Genomic DNA, 18782 nt, shown 5'->3' with positions numbered 1-18782 from the left:
GCGAAGCAAAGTTTTGCTTGCAATTATGCGATAAACGTTCGGAATCTCTCTGGTTTTTGCATTGCCGTCTTCGTACACTTGCGTGGCATTCTTGCGAAGAATGGAAAACAAGCGTGCGAAGAACGTTTTGCATTCTTCGCAAGATTGCAGAACGAGGGTCGGAAAATAGGCTTTGAATCTTGGGAATGTTGCTTTCCAAATGCTGGATTACGAAAAAAATAAGTGCGATTTTTGGTAAACGAAATTTACATTTTAATCTGAATTTGGGATAAGGGTCAAGTATCTTATTAGTCTCTTTATCGGAAAAAATCCGTGAATCCGTGATCTCTGTGAGAGATTAAAGCGACAAAAGAGGGAAATCATAATCAGAAATGATATTGTATTGCTCTCACAGACAACACGGATTCACAGAATTAGAAGTGAAGAGACTTGGAAGATGATTGGTATATGGATTCGGAGCAACTGCAAACTTGGGTTTTATTTAACTTGAAAATATATTTCGCAAATAATTTCTTCTTTTGATGATAATTGCTTATTTTTGCAATAATAAAATTTAAACGATATGCAGGAATTCAGTCATTATTCAGTTCTTATTCACGAGCAGGCGAAAAAGTATGGAGCAAAGCCGGTGATAACATTCCGAAATTTCGGCAGTTTGAAATGGAAGACTGTTTCCTGGAATCAATTCTCCTTGCGCGTAAAGCAGGTTTCAAACGCTATGCTCAACTTGGGTTTGAAACCACAGGAGACGATAGGCGTGTTCTCGCAAAACTGTATTCAGTACCTCTACACCGACTTTGGGGCATACGGTGTGCGTGTAACGTCGATTCCTTTCTATGCAACGAGTTCGGAAGAGCAAATCAAGTATATTGTTCACGATGCTGCAATCCGGTTCATCTTTGTGGGCGAACAGGAACAATACGACAAGGTACACAGAATCTTTGCCCTTTGTCCGACTCTCGAGCGCATCATCATTTTCGACCCGAGTGTGCGCATCAGTACGCACGATCCGCACGCATTGTATTTTGAAGACTTCCTGAAACTCGGCGAAGGGCTCCCTCGTCAGACCGAAGTGGAGCAGCGATGGAGCGAGGCCAACAATGAAGATATTTGCAATATTCTTTATACCAGCGGAACGACGGGCGAGAGCAAGGGCGTTATCCTGACGCACGGAATGTATAATGCCTGTATGGTGGCAAACAGCAAGTGCGTGCCCGTGAACGACAAGGACCGAGTGATCAACTTCCTTCCCTTTGCGCACGTCTTTGAGCGTGCGTGGGCTTATCTGGCATTGCTGCACGGAGCAGAACTCATCGTGAACACCTATCCGAAGGAAATTCAGGATAGTATGCGCGAGACGAACCCTACCTGTATGGCATCCGTGCCACGCTTCTGGGAAAAGGTGTTCGTAGCCGTGAAGGAAAAGATTGAAAACTCGAGTGCCATTCAGCGCAAGGTGTTCCTCCACGCATTGGAAGTGGGAAGGAAGCGCAACGTCAGCTACATCGGACGCGGCAAGAGAGTGCCACTCCATTTGGAATTGGAATACAAGATGCTCAACAAGACTGTGCTGGGACTGGTGCGAAAGCAGTTGGGACTGACCAATGCCCACTTCTTCCCTACGGCCGGAGCGTATGTCTCTCCGGAGGTGGAAGAGTTTGTACACAGCATCGGTCTGGATATGCTTGTGGGCTACGGACTGACCGAGAGTCTGGCAACGGTGAGCTGCGACCACAGGGGAAAGCTGTTCACGGTGGGCTCCGTGGGTCGCCCTATCGAAGGATTGGAAATCAAGATTGGCGAGAACGACGAGATTCTGCTCAAGGGTCCTACCATCACGCCGGGCTATTTCCGCCGCGACCATATCAACGAAACGGCATTCGATGCCGACGGATTTTTCCATACGGGCGATTCCGGCTATCTGAAGGATGGCGAGCTCTATCTGAAGGAGAGAATCAAGGACTTGTTCAAGACATCGAACGGAAAGTACATTGCGCCGCAGATGGTGGAAGCGATGCTCCTTGTGGATAAGTTCATCGATCAGGCAGCCGTGATTGCCGATCAGCGGAAATATGTTTCTGCGCTCATCGTGCCGGAATTCCGTGTGCTGGAAGACTGGGCAAAGGAAAACAACATACCGTTCGGCAGTCGTGAGGACCTGTGCGGCAACCCTCGTGTGAACGCTATGATGAAGGAGCGCGTGGAAACGTTGCAGCAGCGTCTGGCTCCTTACGAGCAAATCAAACGGTTCACGCTCTTGGCGCACCACTTCTCAATGGAAAGCGGCGAATTGACCAATACATTGAAAATCAAGCGTCGTGTTATCAACAAGAACTACAAGGACATCATCGAGAGAATGTACGAAGAATAAAATAAGAATAACGAAAAAGTGATTACAGCTGATCAACTGAAGGATGTGAAGGAGCGTGTGGACGCGCTCAATCATTATCTGAATATAGATAAGAAGAAGATAGAGTTCGAGGAAGAAACGCTCCGGACGCAGGCACCTGACTTTTGGGAGGATGCCGAACGTGCGCAGACGCAGATGAAAAAGGTGAAGGACATCGAGAAATGGCTGAAAGGCTATGCCGATGTCCGCACGCAAGCCGATGAATTGGAGCTGGCGATGGAGTTCTGCAAGGACGAACTTGTTTCGGAAGAAGACGTGGATGAGGCTTATGCAAAGGTTGTGTCGGCGATAGAAGACCTTGAGCTGAAGAATATGCTCCGTCAGGAGGAAGACCCGATGGAGTGTGTGATGAAGATAAATTCGGGTGCCGGCGGTACGGAGAGCCAAGACTGGGCGTCGATGCTGATGCGTATGTATATGCGCTACGGCGAATCGCACGGCTACACCGTTACCATTTCCGACATTCAGGACGGCGATGAGGCGGGAATCAAGAGCGTAACGATGAAGTTTGAAGGGGGAGAGTTTGGCTATGGATTTCTCAAAAGCGAGAACGGCGTGCATCGTCTGGTGCGTGTGAGTCCGTTCAATGCACAGGGAAAGCGTATGACGAGTTTTGCCAGTGTGTTTGTTTCGCCGCTGATCGACGATACCATCGAGGTGTATGTAGACCCGGCGCGCGTCAGTTGGGATACTTTCCGTTCGGGAGGTGCAGGTGGTCAGAACGTGAACAAGGTGGAATCGGGTGTGCGCCTGCGCTATATGTATCAGGATCCCGATACAGGCGAGGAGGAAGAAATCCTCATTGAGAACACCGAAACGCGCGACCAGCCGAAGAACCGTGCGAAGGCTATGCAGCTTTTGAAGTCGCAGCTCTACGACCGTGCGATGAAAAAGCGTATGGAAGCACAGGCAAAGGTGGAAGCATCGAAGAAGAAAATAGAGTGGGGAAGCCAGATTCGCAGCTATGTGTTCGACGACCGCCGCGTGAAAGACCACCGCACGAACTATCAGACATCGGATGTGGACGGTGTGATGGACGGTAAGATAGACGGATTCATCAAGGCATTTCTGATGGAATTTCCCACGGAAGAGGATACGATATAGTATGATTCTAAATAATAATTCCTTAATATAAGAAGACTATGAGCAGTGATAAAAGAAAATTGAGCCGCAGACAGCGCGACGAAAAGCAGGAAAAACAAGCTAAGGCAGTAATCAGAGGCATTATAATTGTACTTGCAATTCTGGCCATTGGACTGATTGTTTACTCCACAACGATATAACCTGATGGGTAGTGGTCTTGAAATTGAGCGGAAGTTTCTCGTTCATAAGGCTATGGATTGGAAGTCTATGGCTTTCAGTTCCAACCGTATTCAGCAGGGATATTTCGCATCGGTAAATACCGTTCGCGTCCGGGTGTGCGATGAAAAGGCTTATCTTACCATCAAAGGACCGTCGCGCAACGGAGGACTGTCGCGCTATGAGTTTGAAAAGGAAATATCGTTGGATGAGGCGGAGCATCTTTTACAGCTCTGTGAGCCGGGAGTAATCGACAAGCGTCGCTACCTTATTAAATATGGAAAACATATTTATGAGGTGGATGAGTTCTACGGAGAGAACGAAGGACTCGTGATGGCTGAAGTGGAATTGGGCAGTGAGAACGAGGAATTCGAGAAACCGGAATTCCTTGGACTGGAAGTTACGGGCGATTCCCGTTTCTACAATCGGCAGATGCGTCGAAATCCGTTCAGGATTTGGCGCGATACTTTACCAGAAGAATACCGATAACGAGTGCTATCGTAGCCCCGACGGCATCGGCAATGAAGTCCATCCATTCGCCGCTGCGCATTCCTCCCGTGCAGTTGGCCTGAAGAATCTCTATCAGTCCGCCCATCAACGACGGCAAAAGCCAGCCCCAAAGAGCAAGATCTTTGAGTCTGGTGTTTTTGTATGCGCGGATATACTCAAACGTAATGATGATACCGAGAACGAAATATAAGGCTACGTGTGTCCATTTGTCTATCAGGCTGATGTTTTGCAACGGTGTTTCCGGCACGTTCATAAAGCAGACGTACCAAATGGCTGCGACCGTAAGGGTCGAAATGGGGAATTTTTTGAAGTAACTGAGTATTGAGCGCATATCCTTGTAATGGTTTGATGCAAAGATAAACATTATTTTTGTAATTATCCGTCAGAAAGATATTTTCCTTTTATCTGATTTCCCTTGTCTGTGTATAAATGGATTACGGTCTGCAATAATCTTTCCGCACGCTCGTTATCATTCTGAAGCGAAATAGTTGTGGCCTAATTTAGTACTAACGATGAAAATACAGGAATTTTTCTACTTGCAGAAATCAGACAGAAAAGTGGTGGTGTTTATCATTTTTCTTGCCGTTGCAGCCCTGACTGGCGTTTATTTCTTGGGAAAGAGCAATGGAACGGGTGTGATGGACGGACAGGACAGCATCGTGAATGCGACAAATAATGGGAAACTACCCGATGGAGACGTGCCTGCAATGGAATATTACGAAACGGAATCAGGACGGCAAGCCGAACTTTTTCCTTTCGATCCCAACACGGCAGACAGTATTGAGCTGAAACGGTTGGGACTGTTGTATTGGCAGATACGGAACATTTACAAGTATCGGTCGAAAGGAGGAATCTATCGGTCGCCACAGGATTTTGCAAGACTCTATGGACTGACGCGCAAACAGTATCTTGCTCTTGAGCCTTATATCGTTATCAGCGACGATTTTCTGCCTGCGTCGTCGCTCGCATCCGTTCAAGCATATCACGAACAGAAGGTTGCTGAGCGGCAAAGAGCGCACGAAGCCTACGAACAATACAAGAAAGAGGATGCCTACAAACCTTATAAGGAATACGACAGAGACACTATCAGATATCCATTGAAGATTAAAGTGGGCGAGCATATCAATCTGGCAACAGCCGATACAACGATGCTGAAGAAAGTTCCGGGCATCGGTTCGGGTTGGGCGAAAGCCATAGTGAACTACGGACAACGCTTGGGTGGCTACGTGGAAGTGGGACAATTAAAGGAAATCGAAGGTTTTCCGGAAGAAGCCCTTCCTTATTTTGAAGTACGGAATGCGCATACGCAGAAGATAAATGTCAATAAACTGTCGCTTTCACAGCTACGAAAGCATCCTTACATTAACTTCTATCAGGCAAGACACATTATGGATTATCGCCGTTTGAAGGGAAACCTTACCAGTTTGCAACAATTACACCTGCTCAAAGATTTTCCTCCCGAAGCCATAAAGCGTCTTGAACCCTATGTTTCGTACTGACGAATGAGTGATGATATTGAGAAATCTGTTGGCAGATTGATGCGCTGTGAGCAACGCAACGGCGAAGAAAATACTGAATGAATGAAATCGTTAAACGGAAAAAATACCGTAACTTTGTGGAAAAACCAATGGCAATATGATACTTCCGACTGATAAAGACCCAATGGGCAAGGCTATTTCAGATTATTATGAAACCGGAAAAGCAAAGCAACTGACGATTCTCTCGACGATGTTCGACGATGATGAAATGCCCGTCGCTCACTTGTTCAGAACGGAAGCGCAGATGAACAAGATGGAAAGAATGGCTCTGCGACTTGCCAAAGGTAAAGTACTCGACGTGGGAGCAGGTAGTGGCTGCCACACATTGCCGTTGCAGAAACGGGGAATTGACGTTACGGCTATTGACATTAGTCCGTTGAGCGTGGCCACACAAAAGCGGCGTGGCGTAGCGAAAGCTCTGTTGGCAGACTTCTTTGAAGATGATTTCGGAAGTAGTTTCGACACAATTCTGATGCTGATGAATGGATTGGGAATCTGTGGAAAAGTGGCAAATCTGCCCGAAATGTTCAAACGGTGGACGGAACTGTTAGCCCCCGAAGGCTGCGTAATAGCCGATTCGAGCGACCTCTGCTATATCTATGAAGAGGAAGAAGGCATCATCGACCTGACAGGCGTGGAAGGATATTACGGAGAAGTGGACTTTCAGATGCAGTATGGTTCGGTACTCGGCAACCGATTCGACTGGCTCTATGTAGACTTCGATACCCTTTCCACAATGGCATCTTCCTACGGATTCAAGTGCGAAATGCTCCGTGAGGGCGACAACAACGACTATCTGGTAAAGATAACACGCAAATAAACAAGAAGAGGGACAGACCGTTCAGACGGTTTGTCCCTCTTGTCGTTCACGGCAATGTGAATACCGAAACGCATATATAGTGTTAAAAGTGGCTAAGTGGCAAAGTTCTATATACTCAAATTCTAAATCTTACTGTATTATAACCCTTATTGTTCTGCCTTAATAACCTAATATTGTCTCTCTGCATTGTTGTCTTTTCCTGTTGTTCCTGCAATCTTTTTTACCTTCGACTAATCCTATTGAGCACCTTATTATATTTGAATCTTAATCATTTGAAAGGCTATTTCAAATCAAATCCTATTATCTTCTTCTGTGGCCGTAGTGGCGATGATATCCGTGTCCTTTCCTTTCGTATCCCGGACCTCGGTATCTGTAAATTCTTGGAGGCGGTAATGGAGCTGCCCTGCGTACTACATAGCGTCTCGGATAACGTGAGTAGACATTGTAAACGAACGTTCCATTTCTCCACGAAAGTGGTCGATAGAAGTAATTTCGTCCAATATACGCATTCCAACGTCTTCCTGTCAGCACCACCTGTAAGGCTGAGTTTCTTGCATTCCAGTGCGTGGCATAGAGGTCGTCATATCCGTTTACCCTTGTAAGGTAGTCGAGATTGATGCGATATATCCTTTCGTATTCGCTCCGAGACAGTCCTAATTCATAAGCCATCTTGTCTGTCAAGTATCGCGCTTCCCGTCGAGCGTCTTCAAATCCTATCGCTTTGGCGCCGATTGCAACGGTTATAGCCACAAGCATTGTCATTAGCAGTCGCTTCATAATCGTGTCCTTTATTCGTTAGTATTCTTTCGAGTCTTATCGTAAGTGTAGCTCTGTCTTGTTGTTTCTGATGCAAAAGTACGACAAACCTCCGATGTGCTGAAAGTGTTTTTCCTACAACGTGGTAGGATTTTCCCTATTCGTGATGGGAAATCTCCAAAAGGACGGAGTGGAACAAACCTATACCTTATATATAATAGACCCTTAAAGAGGCGATTGCAATATTCGCAACTGCATATTTCTATCCCACGGAAAATCCACAGACTGAAGATTCCAAATCGAAGTGCAAAAAAGAGTAGCCCTCGCCGAGAGATGCAGACGTTCTCGAAGCGTAGCGAGAGGTTGTCTGCATCTCTCGCCGAGGAAAAAGCAACAACCGGCAATACAAATTAAAAAAGGGAGACCGAAGTCTCCCCAAGATTAACTAACTTTGTATTGTTTATGTACCATCAATTAATCTCGGAGCAAAGGTCGCAAATTTTCGCCTTACTTCAAAAGAAAACCGCAAGAAAAGAAATTGCCGCCATCGTCGGCATCAGTCAGGCAACACTCTCACGTGAAATCAAACGCAACAGCACGCCCTCGGGAAAGTATATCTGGACGAAGGCGCACGACATGGCCATGGAGCGCAGGAGGCGAACGGTGAGCAACTCCAGGCTCTCCGACGAATTGGTCTGGAGAATCAAGGAATATATCGTTAATGACCAATGGTCTCCAAGACAAATATCGGGGTATCTGCGTGTGAATGAGGGGATAAGGGTGTCCCATCAGTCCATCTACAACATCATCCACGATGACCCGACAGGGAAACTTGCCGGGCACACAAGACATCAGATGAAATACAGGCATCACCCCAAGGGTGGGCATCTTCCTGTCAAGGACAGGGTGAGCATCCATGAGAGAAGCAAGGAAGTGGACGGGAAGAGATTTGGAGACTTTGAGATGGACCTGATCGTCGACCCTGCCCAAAGGGCCATACTCACACTGGTGGAGAAATCCACCAATATGTTGCTTATGCGGAAACTGCCATTTGGGAAGCAGTCGAAGCCTCTGGCAAAAGCAGTCAGGAGACTGCTGCTGCCATACAAGGACAGACTGAAGACCATTACCACTGACAACGGACCTGAGTTTGCCGCACATAAGGATATCACGAAATGGTTGGGCGTGCCTGTGTACTTTGCAGATCCATATTGTCCATGGCAAAAGGGAGCCATTGAGAATACAAACAAGTTAATCAGGCAATATATACCTAAAAAGGATTCCTTTGAGAACTATACGGACAAGAGGATTATGGCCATACAGAAGAAATTGAATGAAAGACCAAGGGAAAAACTAAACTTTTCCACACCAAAGTGCGAGTTCTTCAAACATGTGTTGTAATTTTGCACTTGCTGGTTGACTCTACAAGACAACGCCCGAAGCAGAAAAAAAACGAAAAAGAAAGCCTTTTTTTTGTATTCTAAATGATTTACATTAACTTTGTGGCTATATGGAGAATATGAGTTTTTCACAGAAAATACAACCCGTAAACTACACGATTAACGTGCGGGGAAGACTTATGAACCTGAGCAAACCTTGCGTAATGGGCATTCTCAACGTTACGCCCGACTCTTTCTTTGCCGACAGCCGTGTGCAGACCGAGGAGGCTATACGCAACCGTGCCAATCAGATTATTGCCGAAGGAGGGCGTATTATCGACGTGGGTGCGTGTTCAACCCGCCCTGGAGGCGAGGTGGCGAGCGAAGCAGAAGAGATGGAACGCTTGGCAATGGCACTGCCCATAATCCGTGATGCCCAGCCCGATGCCGTCATCTCCATAGACACTTTCCGTGCCTCCATTGCCCGAAGAACCGTAGAAGAGTTCGGGGCAGACATCATAAACGATGTGGAAGAGGGAAGCGATCCGGATATGTTTCGGACGGTTGCCGAACTGGGAGTGCCCTATATCCTGATGTCGAAGGCTGCAAATCTCCACGATATGCTGATTAATTCGGCACGCAAGATACAGGAACTGCGCGCATTGGGACAGAAAGACATTATCTTCGACCCCGGTTTCGGATTCGGAAAAGAACCCATTGAAGGCAATTATGCACTCCTGAGCGAAATGGAAAAGCTGCACGTGCTCGGACTTCCAATCCTTGTGGGCATCAGCCGTAAGCGAATGATACACCAGTTGCTCGGCATCACTCCGCAGGAGAGCCTCAACGGCACCACCGTTCTCAACACAATCTCGCTGATGAAAGGGGCAAGCATCCTGCGGGTACACGATGTGAAGCAGGCAGTTGAGGCTCTCAGCATCTATGAGAAGACCTCCAATCGATAGCCGAATAGCCTCAATTCCCCATTCATTATCCCGAGGAATGAGCGCACGGACAGTCCTCTGCGACAGACAAAAACTAATAATTAAAATAAAATAATCGCCAGCCTCCTGTATAAAAGTCAGGTATGTGCCACGCCCCTCCCTTGTGGAGAGGAGACAGGAGAACGGTTGCTTGCTTATGTTTTTTGAATTTGGCATTAAGGATATCATCGATATAGTGTTCGTAGCTCTGATGCTCTACTATCTGTATCGCGTGATGAAGGAATCAAGATCACTGAATGTCTTTGTCGGCATTATGGTCTTTGTAGTGATTTGGCTCATCGTGAGTCAGGTGTTGGAAATGCGTCTGCTGGGCAGTATTATGGATAAGCTCGTCTCGGTGGGTGTCATCGGCATCATCGTCTTGTTTCAAGAGGAAATCCGACATTTCCTCTACAATCTTGGAGCACACGAGAAAGTGAAGAACCTTGTGAAGCTGTTTCTGGGCGACAAGAAGAAAAACGAGATAGACCGGGAGTCTATTATGCCCCTCGTTATGGCTTGTATGAGTATGGGACGGCAGAAAGTGGGTGCCCTTATCGTAATGGAGCGTGCCGTAAGCCTTCAGGATGTCATAGAATCGGGCGAGCAAATCGATGCAAACATCAGTCAGCGACTGGTGGAAAACATCTTCTTCAAGAACTCGCCGCTCCACGACGGTGCTATGATTATCTCCCATCAGCGCATCCGTGCAGCGGGTTGCATTCTCCCTGTGAGCCACAATCAGGACATTCCCAAGGAATTAGGGCTGCGCCATCGTGCCGCAATGGGAATCTCGCAAGACTCTGATGCCGTTGCCATCGTGGTTTCGGAAGAAACCGGACGCATAGCCGTTGCCATCAAGGGACAGTTCCAACTGCGCCTCTCAGCCGAGCAGTTGGAAAGCATTCTTGTGAAGGAAATTATGCCCGAAGGCAGTTGAGCCACTCCTTCCACAGACAAATAAATGAAAATCGCCTTAAAGCAGCTACTGCTTTAAGGCGATTTTTTAAAATTTTCTGCTTAGTTTTCGGTTTCACACAAGCAAGAAAGGTAATGCCAAAGTACAGATAATGCAATGTTGTAAAGCGTCCGTTATAATATGTTGCTTGTTATCATTTGTTCGTTTTATTTTTGTTTTTGTAAATAAATTCGTATATTTGCGTTTGGGTATGTTTTAAATCAGTATTGTTTCTGCCGAATACCTGACAGAACACTTATTGTATTATAAACTAATAAACAATCAGACCTATGAAGAAAAAGATTTTAACTCTCGTACTTCTTGTATGTGCATTTGCAACAGTACAGGCTCAAAGTAGTGGAAGAATCTATCAACCGGGAAGCGATGGACCGTATTATGAATACAGCATCGAGCAGGGAAGACCGAAAGAATACTATGATGCGGGAGGCCCGGACAACGGAATGCGTGGAAATATGGTTTACACGATGTTCCGGCTGAAGCCTCTGAACTCTGATTCGCACATCACGATTGTAATAGACGACATTGACATCGACCCATACGATGAACTTCGTGTGTATGACGGACTGATCGTGCTCAACAACGAACCCAATGAAGACGGCGAATACGAATACGGTTGGCCTAAAGACATAACTCCCAACACAACGATTAAGGGTAATCCCACCACAAAGCCCGTCGTCATCACATCGAAATCTCCCGACGGTGCGGTGTCCGTGGCTTTCTATTGCTTTTCAAACAAGCCGGGTTGGTCGGGTATGATCCATTGCGTGAAGAACGGCGACCCCGAACCCAACGGGAATACCGTAGAGGAAGCTCCCAACTTCTCGTTCAGAATAGATCCGAACATCGTCTTGGAGAAAGATGAAGATGGCGAAGAGGAAGAGCTGTTTGTAAATCTCGAGCTGAAAGGCATTGAGGAAAATCAGGTTATCCACATCGAAGATGGTTATGGAAAACGGGAATATACGCTTGGAAACAAGGTTGCAAGTGCTGTTTCGCTCGATGTAAGCCCGGGCGAGACGGTAAAAATCTATGGCGAACTTTCAACGCTCAATGCTTCAAACAATCAATTCGTCAGTGCCGCCTTGGGCAAGAACGACCATCTGGAGGTTTTGAATCTCAGCCGTAATAAGATTATAGCCGTAGACCTGACCAAACTTCCTAAACTGCGCGAGCTTTGGCTTACCGACAACCGTCTTACCGCTATCGACATTAGCAATCTTCCCGAACTTGAGGAGTTCTATGGCAGCTATAACAAGGTGGGCGAATTGCGTACTTCTATGAATCCAAAGCTCGACGTGCTCACCTGCGTGGCTATGGGACTTACGGAGCTTGACCTCACTCAGAACCCAAAACTCCTCATTCTCACGGCGAGCGACAATGCCTTTACATCTTTGCCCGACTTTACTTCAACCCCATCGCTCAGATGGCTCGACCTTGAGAATACAGGAATTTCGCGCATTGACGTGTCTATGCTTCCACAACTGAAGACGCTCGATTTATCGGGCAATAAACTTTCGGCACTTGACTTGTCGAACAATCCACTCGTTGCATCGGTGGATTTGGACAAGAATCTGTTTGACGCCTGCTCTATCAACGACCTTTTATATACGCTTCCCAAAAGAACTGCCGACGACAATGCAGCCCTCCGTATGGATAAAAACGAAGGTGCTGCTGCTTGCGACAACACATTGATAGAGGGAAAGAACTGGACAACCAACTTTACGGGCGACGGCACAGGTTGCGAAACTGTTCGCTTGCGCTTCGAACCGAATGAGTCGGGCAGCATATCAACAACCGTAGACGGTGCCCGCGTGGCAGAATGGACACCTATAAAGAAAGGTAAGAAAGTCAAGGTTGAGGCCTCTCCGATTAACGGCTATAAGCTCGACAAGATACTCTTGGACGGAGCAGAGGTGGCAGACAACACTTTCAAGATTGCCCAATACGGCGTTTTGGCAGCTGTGTTCGTGAGCACAAGTGGCATCGACAAGGTTGAAACATCGGCTTTAAACGTTGTAAGAAACGGTGAAAACGTTGTTGTGAATGGTCTTATTGCCGGGGACAGCTATCAGATATACGACCTTTCCGGTAAGCTCCTCCACAACGGATATGCCGATGCAGATGGTTCGGCTGCAATAGCCTTGCCTGTAAACAAAGTTATCATTGTGCGTCAGGGAAGTATTGCCATCAAGATAATGAGATAAGTTTTCATAGCAAGGGCTGTCGATAGTCATTACATCTGTTGATAGCTCAACATCTTAATACGGAAAGTCGGCTCATCGTGGTTATTTCGATGAGCCGACTTCTTTTGTATCAAGTTCAAGACCGAATCGATTGTCAGAAAGAGAATCAATTCATCCGGTTGTATGGCAGAGGATTTCTCTTTCTTTTCATAATCCCAAGCATCACATTCTCTGTGGCATACATCGCACCATTTGTAATAAATAATTACGCAAAAAAGCACATTATTTTTCTTCAATATAGAAATTACAAAGGCATAATCAGCCATTCGTAACGCACTTTTTGGAGCATTGCCGAGCAATCCTGCGAAGAACGAAATGCAAATGTGCGAAGATTGCCGTGCGTTTCTGCGAAGAATGAAAAACATACTTCGCAAGAATGCAAGACCGATTTGCAATAAAAGTCATAAAAAGCTGATTGTTATTTCGGATAAATTCTTCTATTTGGGAATAAATCTATCGCACATTTATGCACATATATCAATAAAACAAATACATTTTTCTGAATTTCAACAGCTTATTATTGCACACGAAATACGGCAATATTTGAAAAATAAAAATCTTTTCTCCAAAATAATCGAATTATGGAGCATGTTTTGTAAATAAAATTCACGAATGCAGCGAGTCGTCTTCCATTGAATAACGAATAGCCAAGCCAATGGCTTTTGCCAACAATGGCGGTACGGCATTCCCAATTTGTATCAACTGTTTGTTTTTCGTGCCTTCAAAAATGAAATCATCAGGGAAAGACTGCAATCGTGCCATCTCTCTTGCAGTCAAAACTCTCGGCAGTTTCGGGTGGATGTTCACGCCACCGTGATTCTCTTTGATGGTACACGAAGCCTCGTTCCACGGACATTTCTTCCATGCGTCCGAATAACCCTTGTAGAGACTCTGTCCTTCGGGCAGCGCAGCCATTCTTTCAGCCATGTCGGGACGATGTCGTGTAGGCACGTGATTGAATTCCGGTGTAGACGGCAACGTCATAAGGTCTTCAATGGCTTGTCCGGTGGTAACGTATTTGTCGGGTGTGAGTATCGGTTTCGGGTAATAAATTTTCTTTCCAATCTTGTTTCCGATGAAGATAACACGTTCACGCTTTTGCGGCACATAGTAGTCGGCAGCGCATAGTGTGGTTACGTGCATTTCGTAACCGATTTCCTTGAAGTCTGAAAGGATTTTCTCTTCCACCTTTCCTCCGAGCATACTGCGCAGCCCCTTCACATTTTCGCACAGTACATAGTCGGGGTTGAGGTTCCTCACTACTTCCAGCAATTCTCTGTAAAGCGAATTTCTCGGGTCGTCCACAATTCTGTTGCCAGCCATACTGAAGCCTTGACAGGGAAACCCGCCTGCCACTAAGCTGAGCTTTCTGCCGTTCAGCTGTTGTTCCACGGTGGAATAAAATTCATTTTTCGCTTCCTCTGTGGTAATATCTCCCAATACGAACGGATGATGGAAGTTTCGGCGATAAGTCATTCTGGCTTCCTTGAACCAGTCGAGACCACAAATGCCTTGCAACCCTGCCATTTCGAGTCCTTTGCTAAGTCCTCCCGCACCACAGAAACAATCCACGAAGGTCATTTCCGAGGATTTTGTGTCGGTCCATGATGAACTGATGTCTTGCCAGTTTACAAGGTCTGTGCGTTTAACAGCCTTTATCGGTTTCTTTTCTTCATATTCGGCTTCTCCAAAAAGATTGTATGTAACCTTTTTGTTTTCCTTTTCACGGTTGATGAATGTATCTAAAGCATCTTTCGGAATCTTGTAGGAAGTGTTGCTTTTAATGGAGTCGAGTTCGCCCGATGCAATGTATCGGCGAATGGATTTCTGTGAAAGTTTCAGTAATTTTGAAACCTCCAGAATGGTATAGAAATTCTTTTCCTCTATATTTTCTTTCTTTGCAATGCTGCTCATAAGTGTCTGATGTTGTCCATTGTGCAGGAATGAGCAATGAAGATTCGACATTCATACCTGAAATATGGATAACTTATTGATTATCTGAATAGAAGCCGTGCATCTTATGTGCTGTCCGAGACTCCGTAAACAGTCCTTTTTGCCTGTATTTGCTACAAGATTGGAGAGTTTTTGCAAAGTTATAAAAAAATACTCATATAATTTTCAGCAGAAAAGATATTATGGTTATTCCTGTTTCTTTTCTTTGTTGATATTTATATATGGTGTGTTTTTCTATTGTTTAATGGCTGAATAGGAATAAAATGCTAATTATAGTATGTTGATTGATGTTAGGGAAATATTTAACTTTGCATACTATAATAAGCAATAATAAAATGAATGGTTTATTAATTTCGTTTGGTGAACGTGTAAGAGATTTGCGAAAGGCTGCCGGTTTTTCGCAAGAAAAGTTTGCGGCACTCGTAGGAGTTCACAGAACTTATATTGGTATGATTGAACGTGGGGAAAAGAATATCACGATTACTAATATCGATAAGATTGCAACTGCATTGAAAATAAATATTAGCGAACTGTTTAAAGATTTATAGCGATGACTAAAACCGATGAAATGCTTGCCTACTTCAAGGAACATCTGAACGAATGGTGCTGCTCCACTTGTGCAGCCTCAAACTCAAGTCAGCCTGCTGCACAATTCCGTGAATGCAAGAAAAAAGGATATAGGTTTGAAGAACCCATACAAGGACGGTGGGCGAAAAATCAATACTGCGAGCAATGTGGGCAAATTACGCCCCATTATAAGCTGTTGAGTGCTGAACCAATATTCCAACAAAAGGATAGAATTACCATAAAACCGAAAACAAGAGAAAGAATCCTCCAGTTGCTCGAAAATAAAGATGCCTTTACGGATGGTGGAATAACGTCGGTTGCAGAGATTGACCACAAAGAGCCGTGGACAAGATTGGATAAAGACGTGGATGCAAACACGCTTTCTGATGAAGAAATCAAGGAACACTATCAACTTCTGACCCGTGAGCATAATCTTTTGAAAGACCGCGCATGTGCTGTTTGCAAGAAAGATAATATTCGTCCTCCTTTATTTGGTATTGATTTTTGGTATGAAGGTGGTCAGGAATATAATGGAACGTGTGTTGGCTGTGGCTGGTATGATGGGCGTGAATGGAGAAAACAACTGAACAAGATTCTAAAGGAAAATACAGATTAGTTTACGTAAAATCTTTTTTGAATATCGGATTTATCCAAAAAAGATTTTACATTTCAGCGATTTGATTATTGATATACTATTAATTTAGGTGTAAAAAACTGTGGCAAGTTTGGTGTTATAATGCTATTTTGCTATCTTTGCATCGCAAAATGGACATCTAACAATTAAAACTTTAAAATAAAACTATGGATTTATTGGAGCAAATAGTTGCACGTGCTAAGGCGAACAGGCAACGAATCGTACTTCCTGAAGCTGAGGAAGAGAGAACTCTCAAAGCCGCTGACAAAGTATTAGCCGACGACATTGCAGAACTAATTCTCATTGGAAATCCGGACAACATCAAGAAGCTTGCTGAAGGTTGGGGATTAAAGAACATTGGAAAAGCTACTATCGTGGATCCTGAAAACAATCCACGTAGTGAGGAGTATGCTGAAAAGCTGACCGAACTTCGTCAGAAGAAAGGTATGACTATTGAAAAGGCACGCGAATTGGTGAAGAACAACCTTTATCTGGGTTGTATGATCATCAAGACGGAAGGTGCTGACGGTCAGATTTCAGGTGCGCTTTCAACAACCGGCGACACGCTTCGCCCTGCATTGCAGATTATCAAGTGTGCTCCGGGTATCACTTGCGTGAGCGGTGCGATGTTGGTATTGACCCACGAACAGCAGTATGGCGAGAATGGTATCGTAGTGATGGGCGACGTAGCCGTAACGCCGAATCCAACAGCCGAGCAGCTCGCACAGATAGCCTACACCACGGCGGAAACGGCCAAGAGTGTGGCAGGTTTTCAGGATCCTCACGTGGCTATGCTGAGCTTCTCCACGAAGGGTTCGGCTCAGGATGCCATAGATAAGGAAACGGGTAAGAGTGTTTACATCATCGACAAGGTGGTTGAGGCTACGAAGATTGCCAAGGAGAGATTCCCTGAATTGAAGGTTGATGGCGAATTGCAGGCTGATGCTGCGCTCGATCCTGCAACGGCTGCCAAGAAAGCACCGGGTTCTGACATCGCCGGTAAGGCAAACGTGTTGGTAGTTCCTAATCTCGAGGTGGGCAATATCGGCTACAAACTGGTGCAGCGTCTCGGTGGTGCTACGGCTATCGGCCCTATTCTTCAGGGTATTGCCCGTCCGGTAAACGACCTTTCCCGTGGTTGTTCGGTAGACGATATATATTATATGGTGGCTATTACAGCTTGTCAGGCACAGGACGCAAAGGCATAAGAGCCTCCGATTCTTCCCCTTTCCTGTTGAAAAGGAGGGAAGGAGGAGAGGCAGGGAGAGTGTGCAGATTTAAAAATAAAATAATAAAGGAATAGATATGAAAGTATTGGTATTGAACTGTGGTAGTAGTTCTATTAAGTACAAATTGTACGATATGACCGACGAAAGCGTGTTGGCACAAGGTGGTGCTGAGCGTGTTGGTCTTGATGAGGCATTCGTAAAGGTAACATTGCCTGACGGAAGCAAGGAAGTTGTGAAGCACGATATGCCCGACCATAAGGAAGGTGTTAAGTTTGTGTTCGAACTCCTGATGGATCCGAAGTATGGTGCGCTGAAGAGTCTCGACGAAATCGATGCCGTAGGACACCGTGTTGTGCAGGGTGGCGACTTGTTTGAGAAGAGCTGCATCGTAACTAAGGAAGTGGAAGACGGTATTGAGAGCCTGATCGACCTTGCTCCGGTTCACAATCTCGGACATCTCCGTGGCTTGAAGGCCGTAGATGCCCTGATGCCAAACACTCCGCAGGTTACGGTATTCGACAATGCTTTCCACAGCACAATGCCCGATTACGCTTATCTCTACGCTGTGCCTTACGAGATGTACGAGAAGTATCACGTGCGCCGCTATGGTTTCCACGGCACCAGCCACCGTTATGTTTCCAAGCGTGCCTGCGAATTTCTGGGTGTAGACTACAAGAGCCAGAAGATTATCACTTGCCACATCGGTAACGGTGCTTCTATGGCAGCCATCAAGGACGGTAAAGTAATCGATACTTCAATGGGATTGACTCCTTTGGCAGGTATGATGATGGGTTCACGTTGCGGCGATATCGACGCGTCTGCCGTAACGTTTATGATGGAAAAGCTCGGTAAGACTCCACAGGAAATGGCAGATTATCTGAACAAGGAGAGTGGTGTGCTCGGTATTACAGGCATCAGCTCTGATATGCGTGAGATTGAAGCAGCCGAGGCGGCAGGCGATGAGCGTGCTATCCTCGCAATAAAGATGTACACCTATCGCATCAAGAAGTACATTGGTGCCTATGCAGCCGCAATGGGTGGCGTTGATATGATCATCTGGACAGCAGGTGTTGGCGAGAATCAGACCGGTCTTCGTATGGATTCCTGCACTGGTTTGGAATTCCTCGGCATTAAGATGGATGCGGAGAAGAATAACTGCCGCAGCGTAGAGAAGGTTATCTCTGCCGACGATTCAAGGGTAAAGGTGGTTCTTATTCCTACGGACGAGGAGATTGTAATTGCCCGCGACACAATGGAATTGGTTCAGGAAGCTAAGAAGTAAGCTCTGAATGGATGGCTGGCGATTGAAAGTCACTTGTCCGGTTATTTAATATAATAAGGTTGGCGAGATTTCCTTGCCAACCTTTTTTGCTGTCCGGAACTGCGTTTGTTTGCAAATATGTTTCAGAAAAATTGATAGATAAGCCGGAACTTCTGCTGATGTGTAAGGCAATTTTAGGAAAAACAGGAGTGAAAGCGCAG

17 protein-coding genes are annotated in these 18782 nt (G+C 45.7%); 14 read left to right on the top strand and 3 right to left on the bottom strand.

Translation table 11 applies throughout. The features are described from left to right. Positions 1-562: 562 nt before the first annotated feature. Genes P150_RS0106600 through P150_RS0106585 form a run of 4 tightly spaced genes read left to right on the top strand, consistent with a single transcriptional unit; the run spans position 563 to position 4198 of the window. A complete protein-coding gene (locus tag P150_RS0106600) occupies positions 563-2371 on the top strand; it encodes a long-chain fatty acid--CoA ligase (protein WP_028896992.1) in 1809 nt (602 codons plus the stop codon). 18 nt (positions 2372-2389) lie between these two features. Further along, a complete protein-coding gene (gene prfB, locus P150_RS0106595) occupies positions 2390-3514 on the top strand; it encodes a peptide chain release factor 2 (RefSeq protein ID WP_028896991.1) in 1125 nt (374 codons plus the stop codon). 38 nt (positions 3515-3552) lie between these two features. After that, positions 3553-3693, top strand: a complete 141-nt coding sequence (locus P150_RS17545; RefSeq protein ID WP_155952961.1) for a hypothetical protein — start codon at positions 3553-3555, stop codon at positions 3691-3693. A 4-nt stretch (positions 3694-3697) separates the two neighbouring features. Next, entirely contained in the window at positions 3698-4198 is a 501-nt protein-coding gene (locus P150_RS0106585) for a CYTH domain-containing protein (protein ID WP_028896990.1), read from the top strand. Here the strand turns inward: P150_RS0106585 and P150_RS0106580 are convergent. Continuing rightward, on the bottom strand, positions 4158-4583 hold the full coding sequence (locus P150_RS0106580; protein WP_197018054.1) for a VanZ family protein: 426 nt from the start codon (positions 4581-4583) through the stop codon (positions 4158-4160). The two genes, P150_RS0106585 and P150_RS0106580, sit on opposite strands and share 41 nt — an antisense overlap. Positions 4584-4731: 148 nt before the next feature. Between P150_RS0106580 and P150_RS0106575 the strand changes: the two genes are divergently transcribed. Further along, entirely contained in the window at positions 4732-5718 is a 987-nt protein-coding gene (locus P150_RS0106575; protein WP_028896988.1) for a helix-hairpin-helix domain-containing protein, read from the top strand. A gap of 136 nt (positions 5719-5854) precedes the next feature. Then, the gene (locus P150_RS0106570; protein ID WP_028896987.1) at positions 5855-6577 is read left to right on the top strand and encodes a bifunctional 2-polyprenyl-6-hydroxyphenol methylase/3-demethylubiquinol 3-O-methyltransferase UbiG; all 723 of its coding nucleotides are present in this window, start codon (positions 5855-5857) and stop codon (positions 6575-6577) included. Between the two features lie 300 nt (positions 6578-6877). Here the strand turns inward: P150_RS0106570 and P150_RS0106565 are convergent, their stop codons facing one another. Continuing rightward, positions 6878-7354: a hypothetical protein gene (locus tag P150_RS0106565; RefSeq protein WP_028896986.1), complete on the bottom strand. Its 477-nt coding sequence runs from the start codon at positions 7352-7354 to the stop codon at positions 6878-6880. 441 nt (positions 7355-7795) lie between these two features. Here P150_RS0106565 and P150_RS0106560 point away from each other — a divergent pair, with 441 nt between their 5' ends. From P150_RS0106560 to P150_RS0106545, 4 genes are all read left to right on the top strand, one after another. Next, positions 7796-8734 carry an IS30 family transposase gene (locus tag P150_RS0106560; protein ID WP_028896985.1) on the top strand — a complete coding sequence of 313 codons (939 nt, stop codon included), beginning with the start codon at positions 7796-7798 and terminating at the stop codon, positions 8732-8734. A gap of 109 nt (positions 8735-8843) precedes the next feature. Continuing rightward, positions 8844-9677 carry a dihydropteroate synthase gene (folP, locus tag P150_RS0106555; RefSeq protein ID WP_028896984.1) on the top strand — a complete coding sequence of 278 codons (834 nt, stop codon included), beginning with the start codon at positions 8844-8846 and terminating at the stop codon, positions 9675-9677. Between the two features lie 175 nt (positions 9678-9852). Beyond that, positions 9853-10635: a diadenylate cyclase CdaA gene (cdaA, locus tag P150_RS0106550; protein WP_028896983.1), complete on the top strand. Its 783-nt coding sequence runs from the start codon at positions 9853-9855 to the stop codon at positions 10633-10635. Between the two features lie 308 nt (positions 10636-10943). Beyond that, entirely contained in the window at positions 10944-12878 is a 1935-nt protein-coding gene (locus P150_RS0106545) for a leucine-rich repeat domain-containing protein (RefSeq protein WP_028896982.1), read from the top strand. A 645-nt stretch (positions 12879-13523) separates the two neighbouring features. Here the strand turns inward: P150_RS0106545 and P150_RS0106530 are convergent. Continuing rightward, positions 13524-14831: a DNA cytosine methyltransferase gene (locus P150_RS0106530; RefSeq protein ID WP_081819293.1), complete on the bottom strand. Its 1308-nt coding sequence runs from the start codon at positions 14829-14831 to the stop codon at positions 13524-13526. Positions 14832-15205: 374 nt separating this feature from the next. On the opposite strand from P150_RS0106530, the gene P150_RS0106525 reads away from it, so the two are divergent. The 4 genes from P150_RS0106525 (at position 15206) to P150_RS0106510 (ending at position 18582) form a co-directional block, all read left to right on the top strand. Continuing rightward, positions 15206-15418 (top strand): helix-turn-helix domain-containing protein, encoded by a 213-nt coding sequence (locus P150_RS0106525; protein WP_028896978.1) that lies wholly within the window; start codon positions 15206-15208, stop codon positions 15416-15418. Positions 15419-15420: 2 nt separating this feature from the next. Further along, positions 15421-16053: a hypothetical protein gene (locus P150_RS16870; RefSeq protein WP_028896977.1), complete on the top strand. Its 633-nt coding sequence runs from the start codon at positions 15421-15423 to the stop codon at positions 16051-16053. 185 nt (positions 16054-16238) lie between these two features. Further along, complete coding sequence (gene pta / locus P150_RS0106515; RefSeq protein ID WP_028896976.1) at positions 16239-17279, top strand: phosphate acetyltransferase; 1041 nt, start codon at positions 16239-16241, stop codon at positions 17277-17279. Between the two features lie 97 nt (positions 17280-17376). Next, the gene (locus P150_RS0106510) at positions 17377-18582 is read left to right on the top strand and encodes an acetate/propionate family kinase (RefSeq protein WP_028896975.1); all 1206 of its coding nucleotides are present in this window, start codon (positions 17377-17379) and stop codon (positions 18580-18582) included. The last annotated feature ends 200 nt before the right edge of the window (positions 18583-18782 follow it).

Source organism: Prevotella sp. HUN102, from assembly GCF_000688375.1.
Classification (GTDB): domain Bacteria; phylum Bacteroidota; class Bacteroidia; order Bacteroidales; family Bacteroidaceae; genus Prevotella.
The sequence above is the reverse complement of the archived record's forward strand: the minus strand, read 5'-3'. Positions and strand labels throughout refer to the sequence as shown.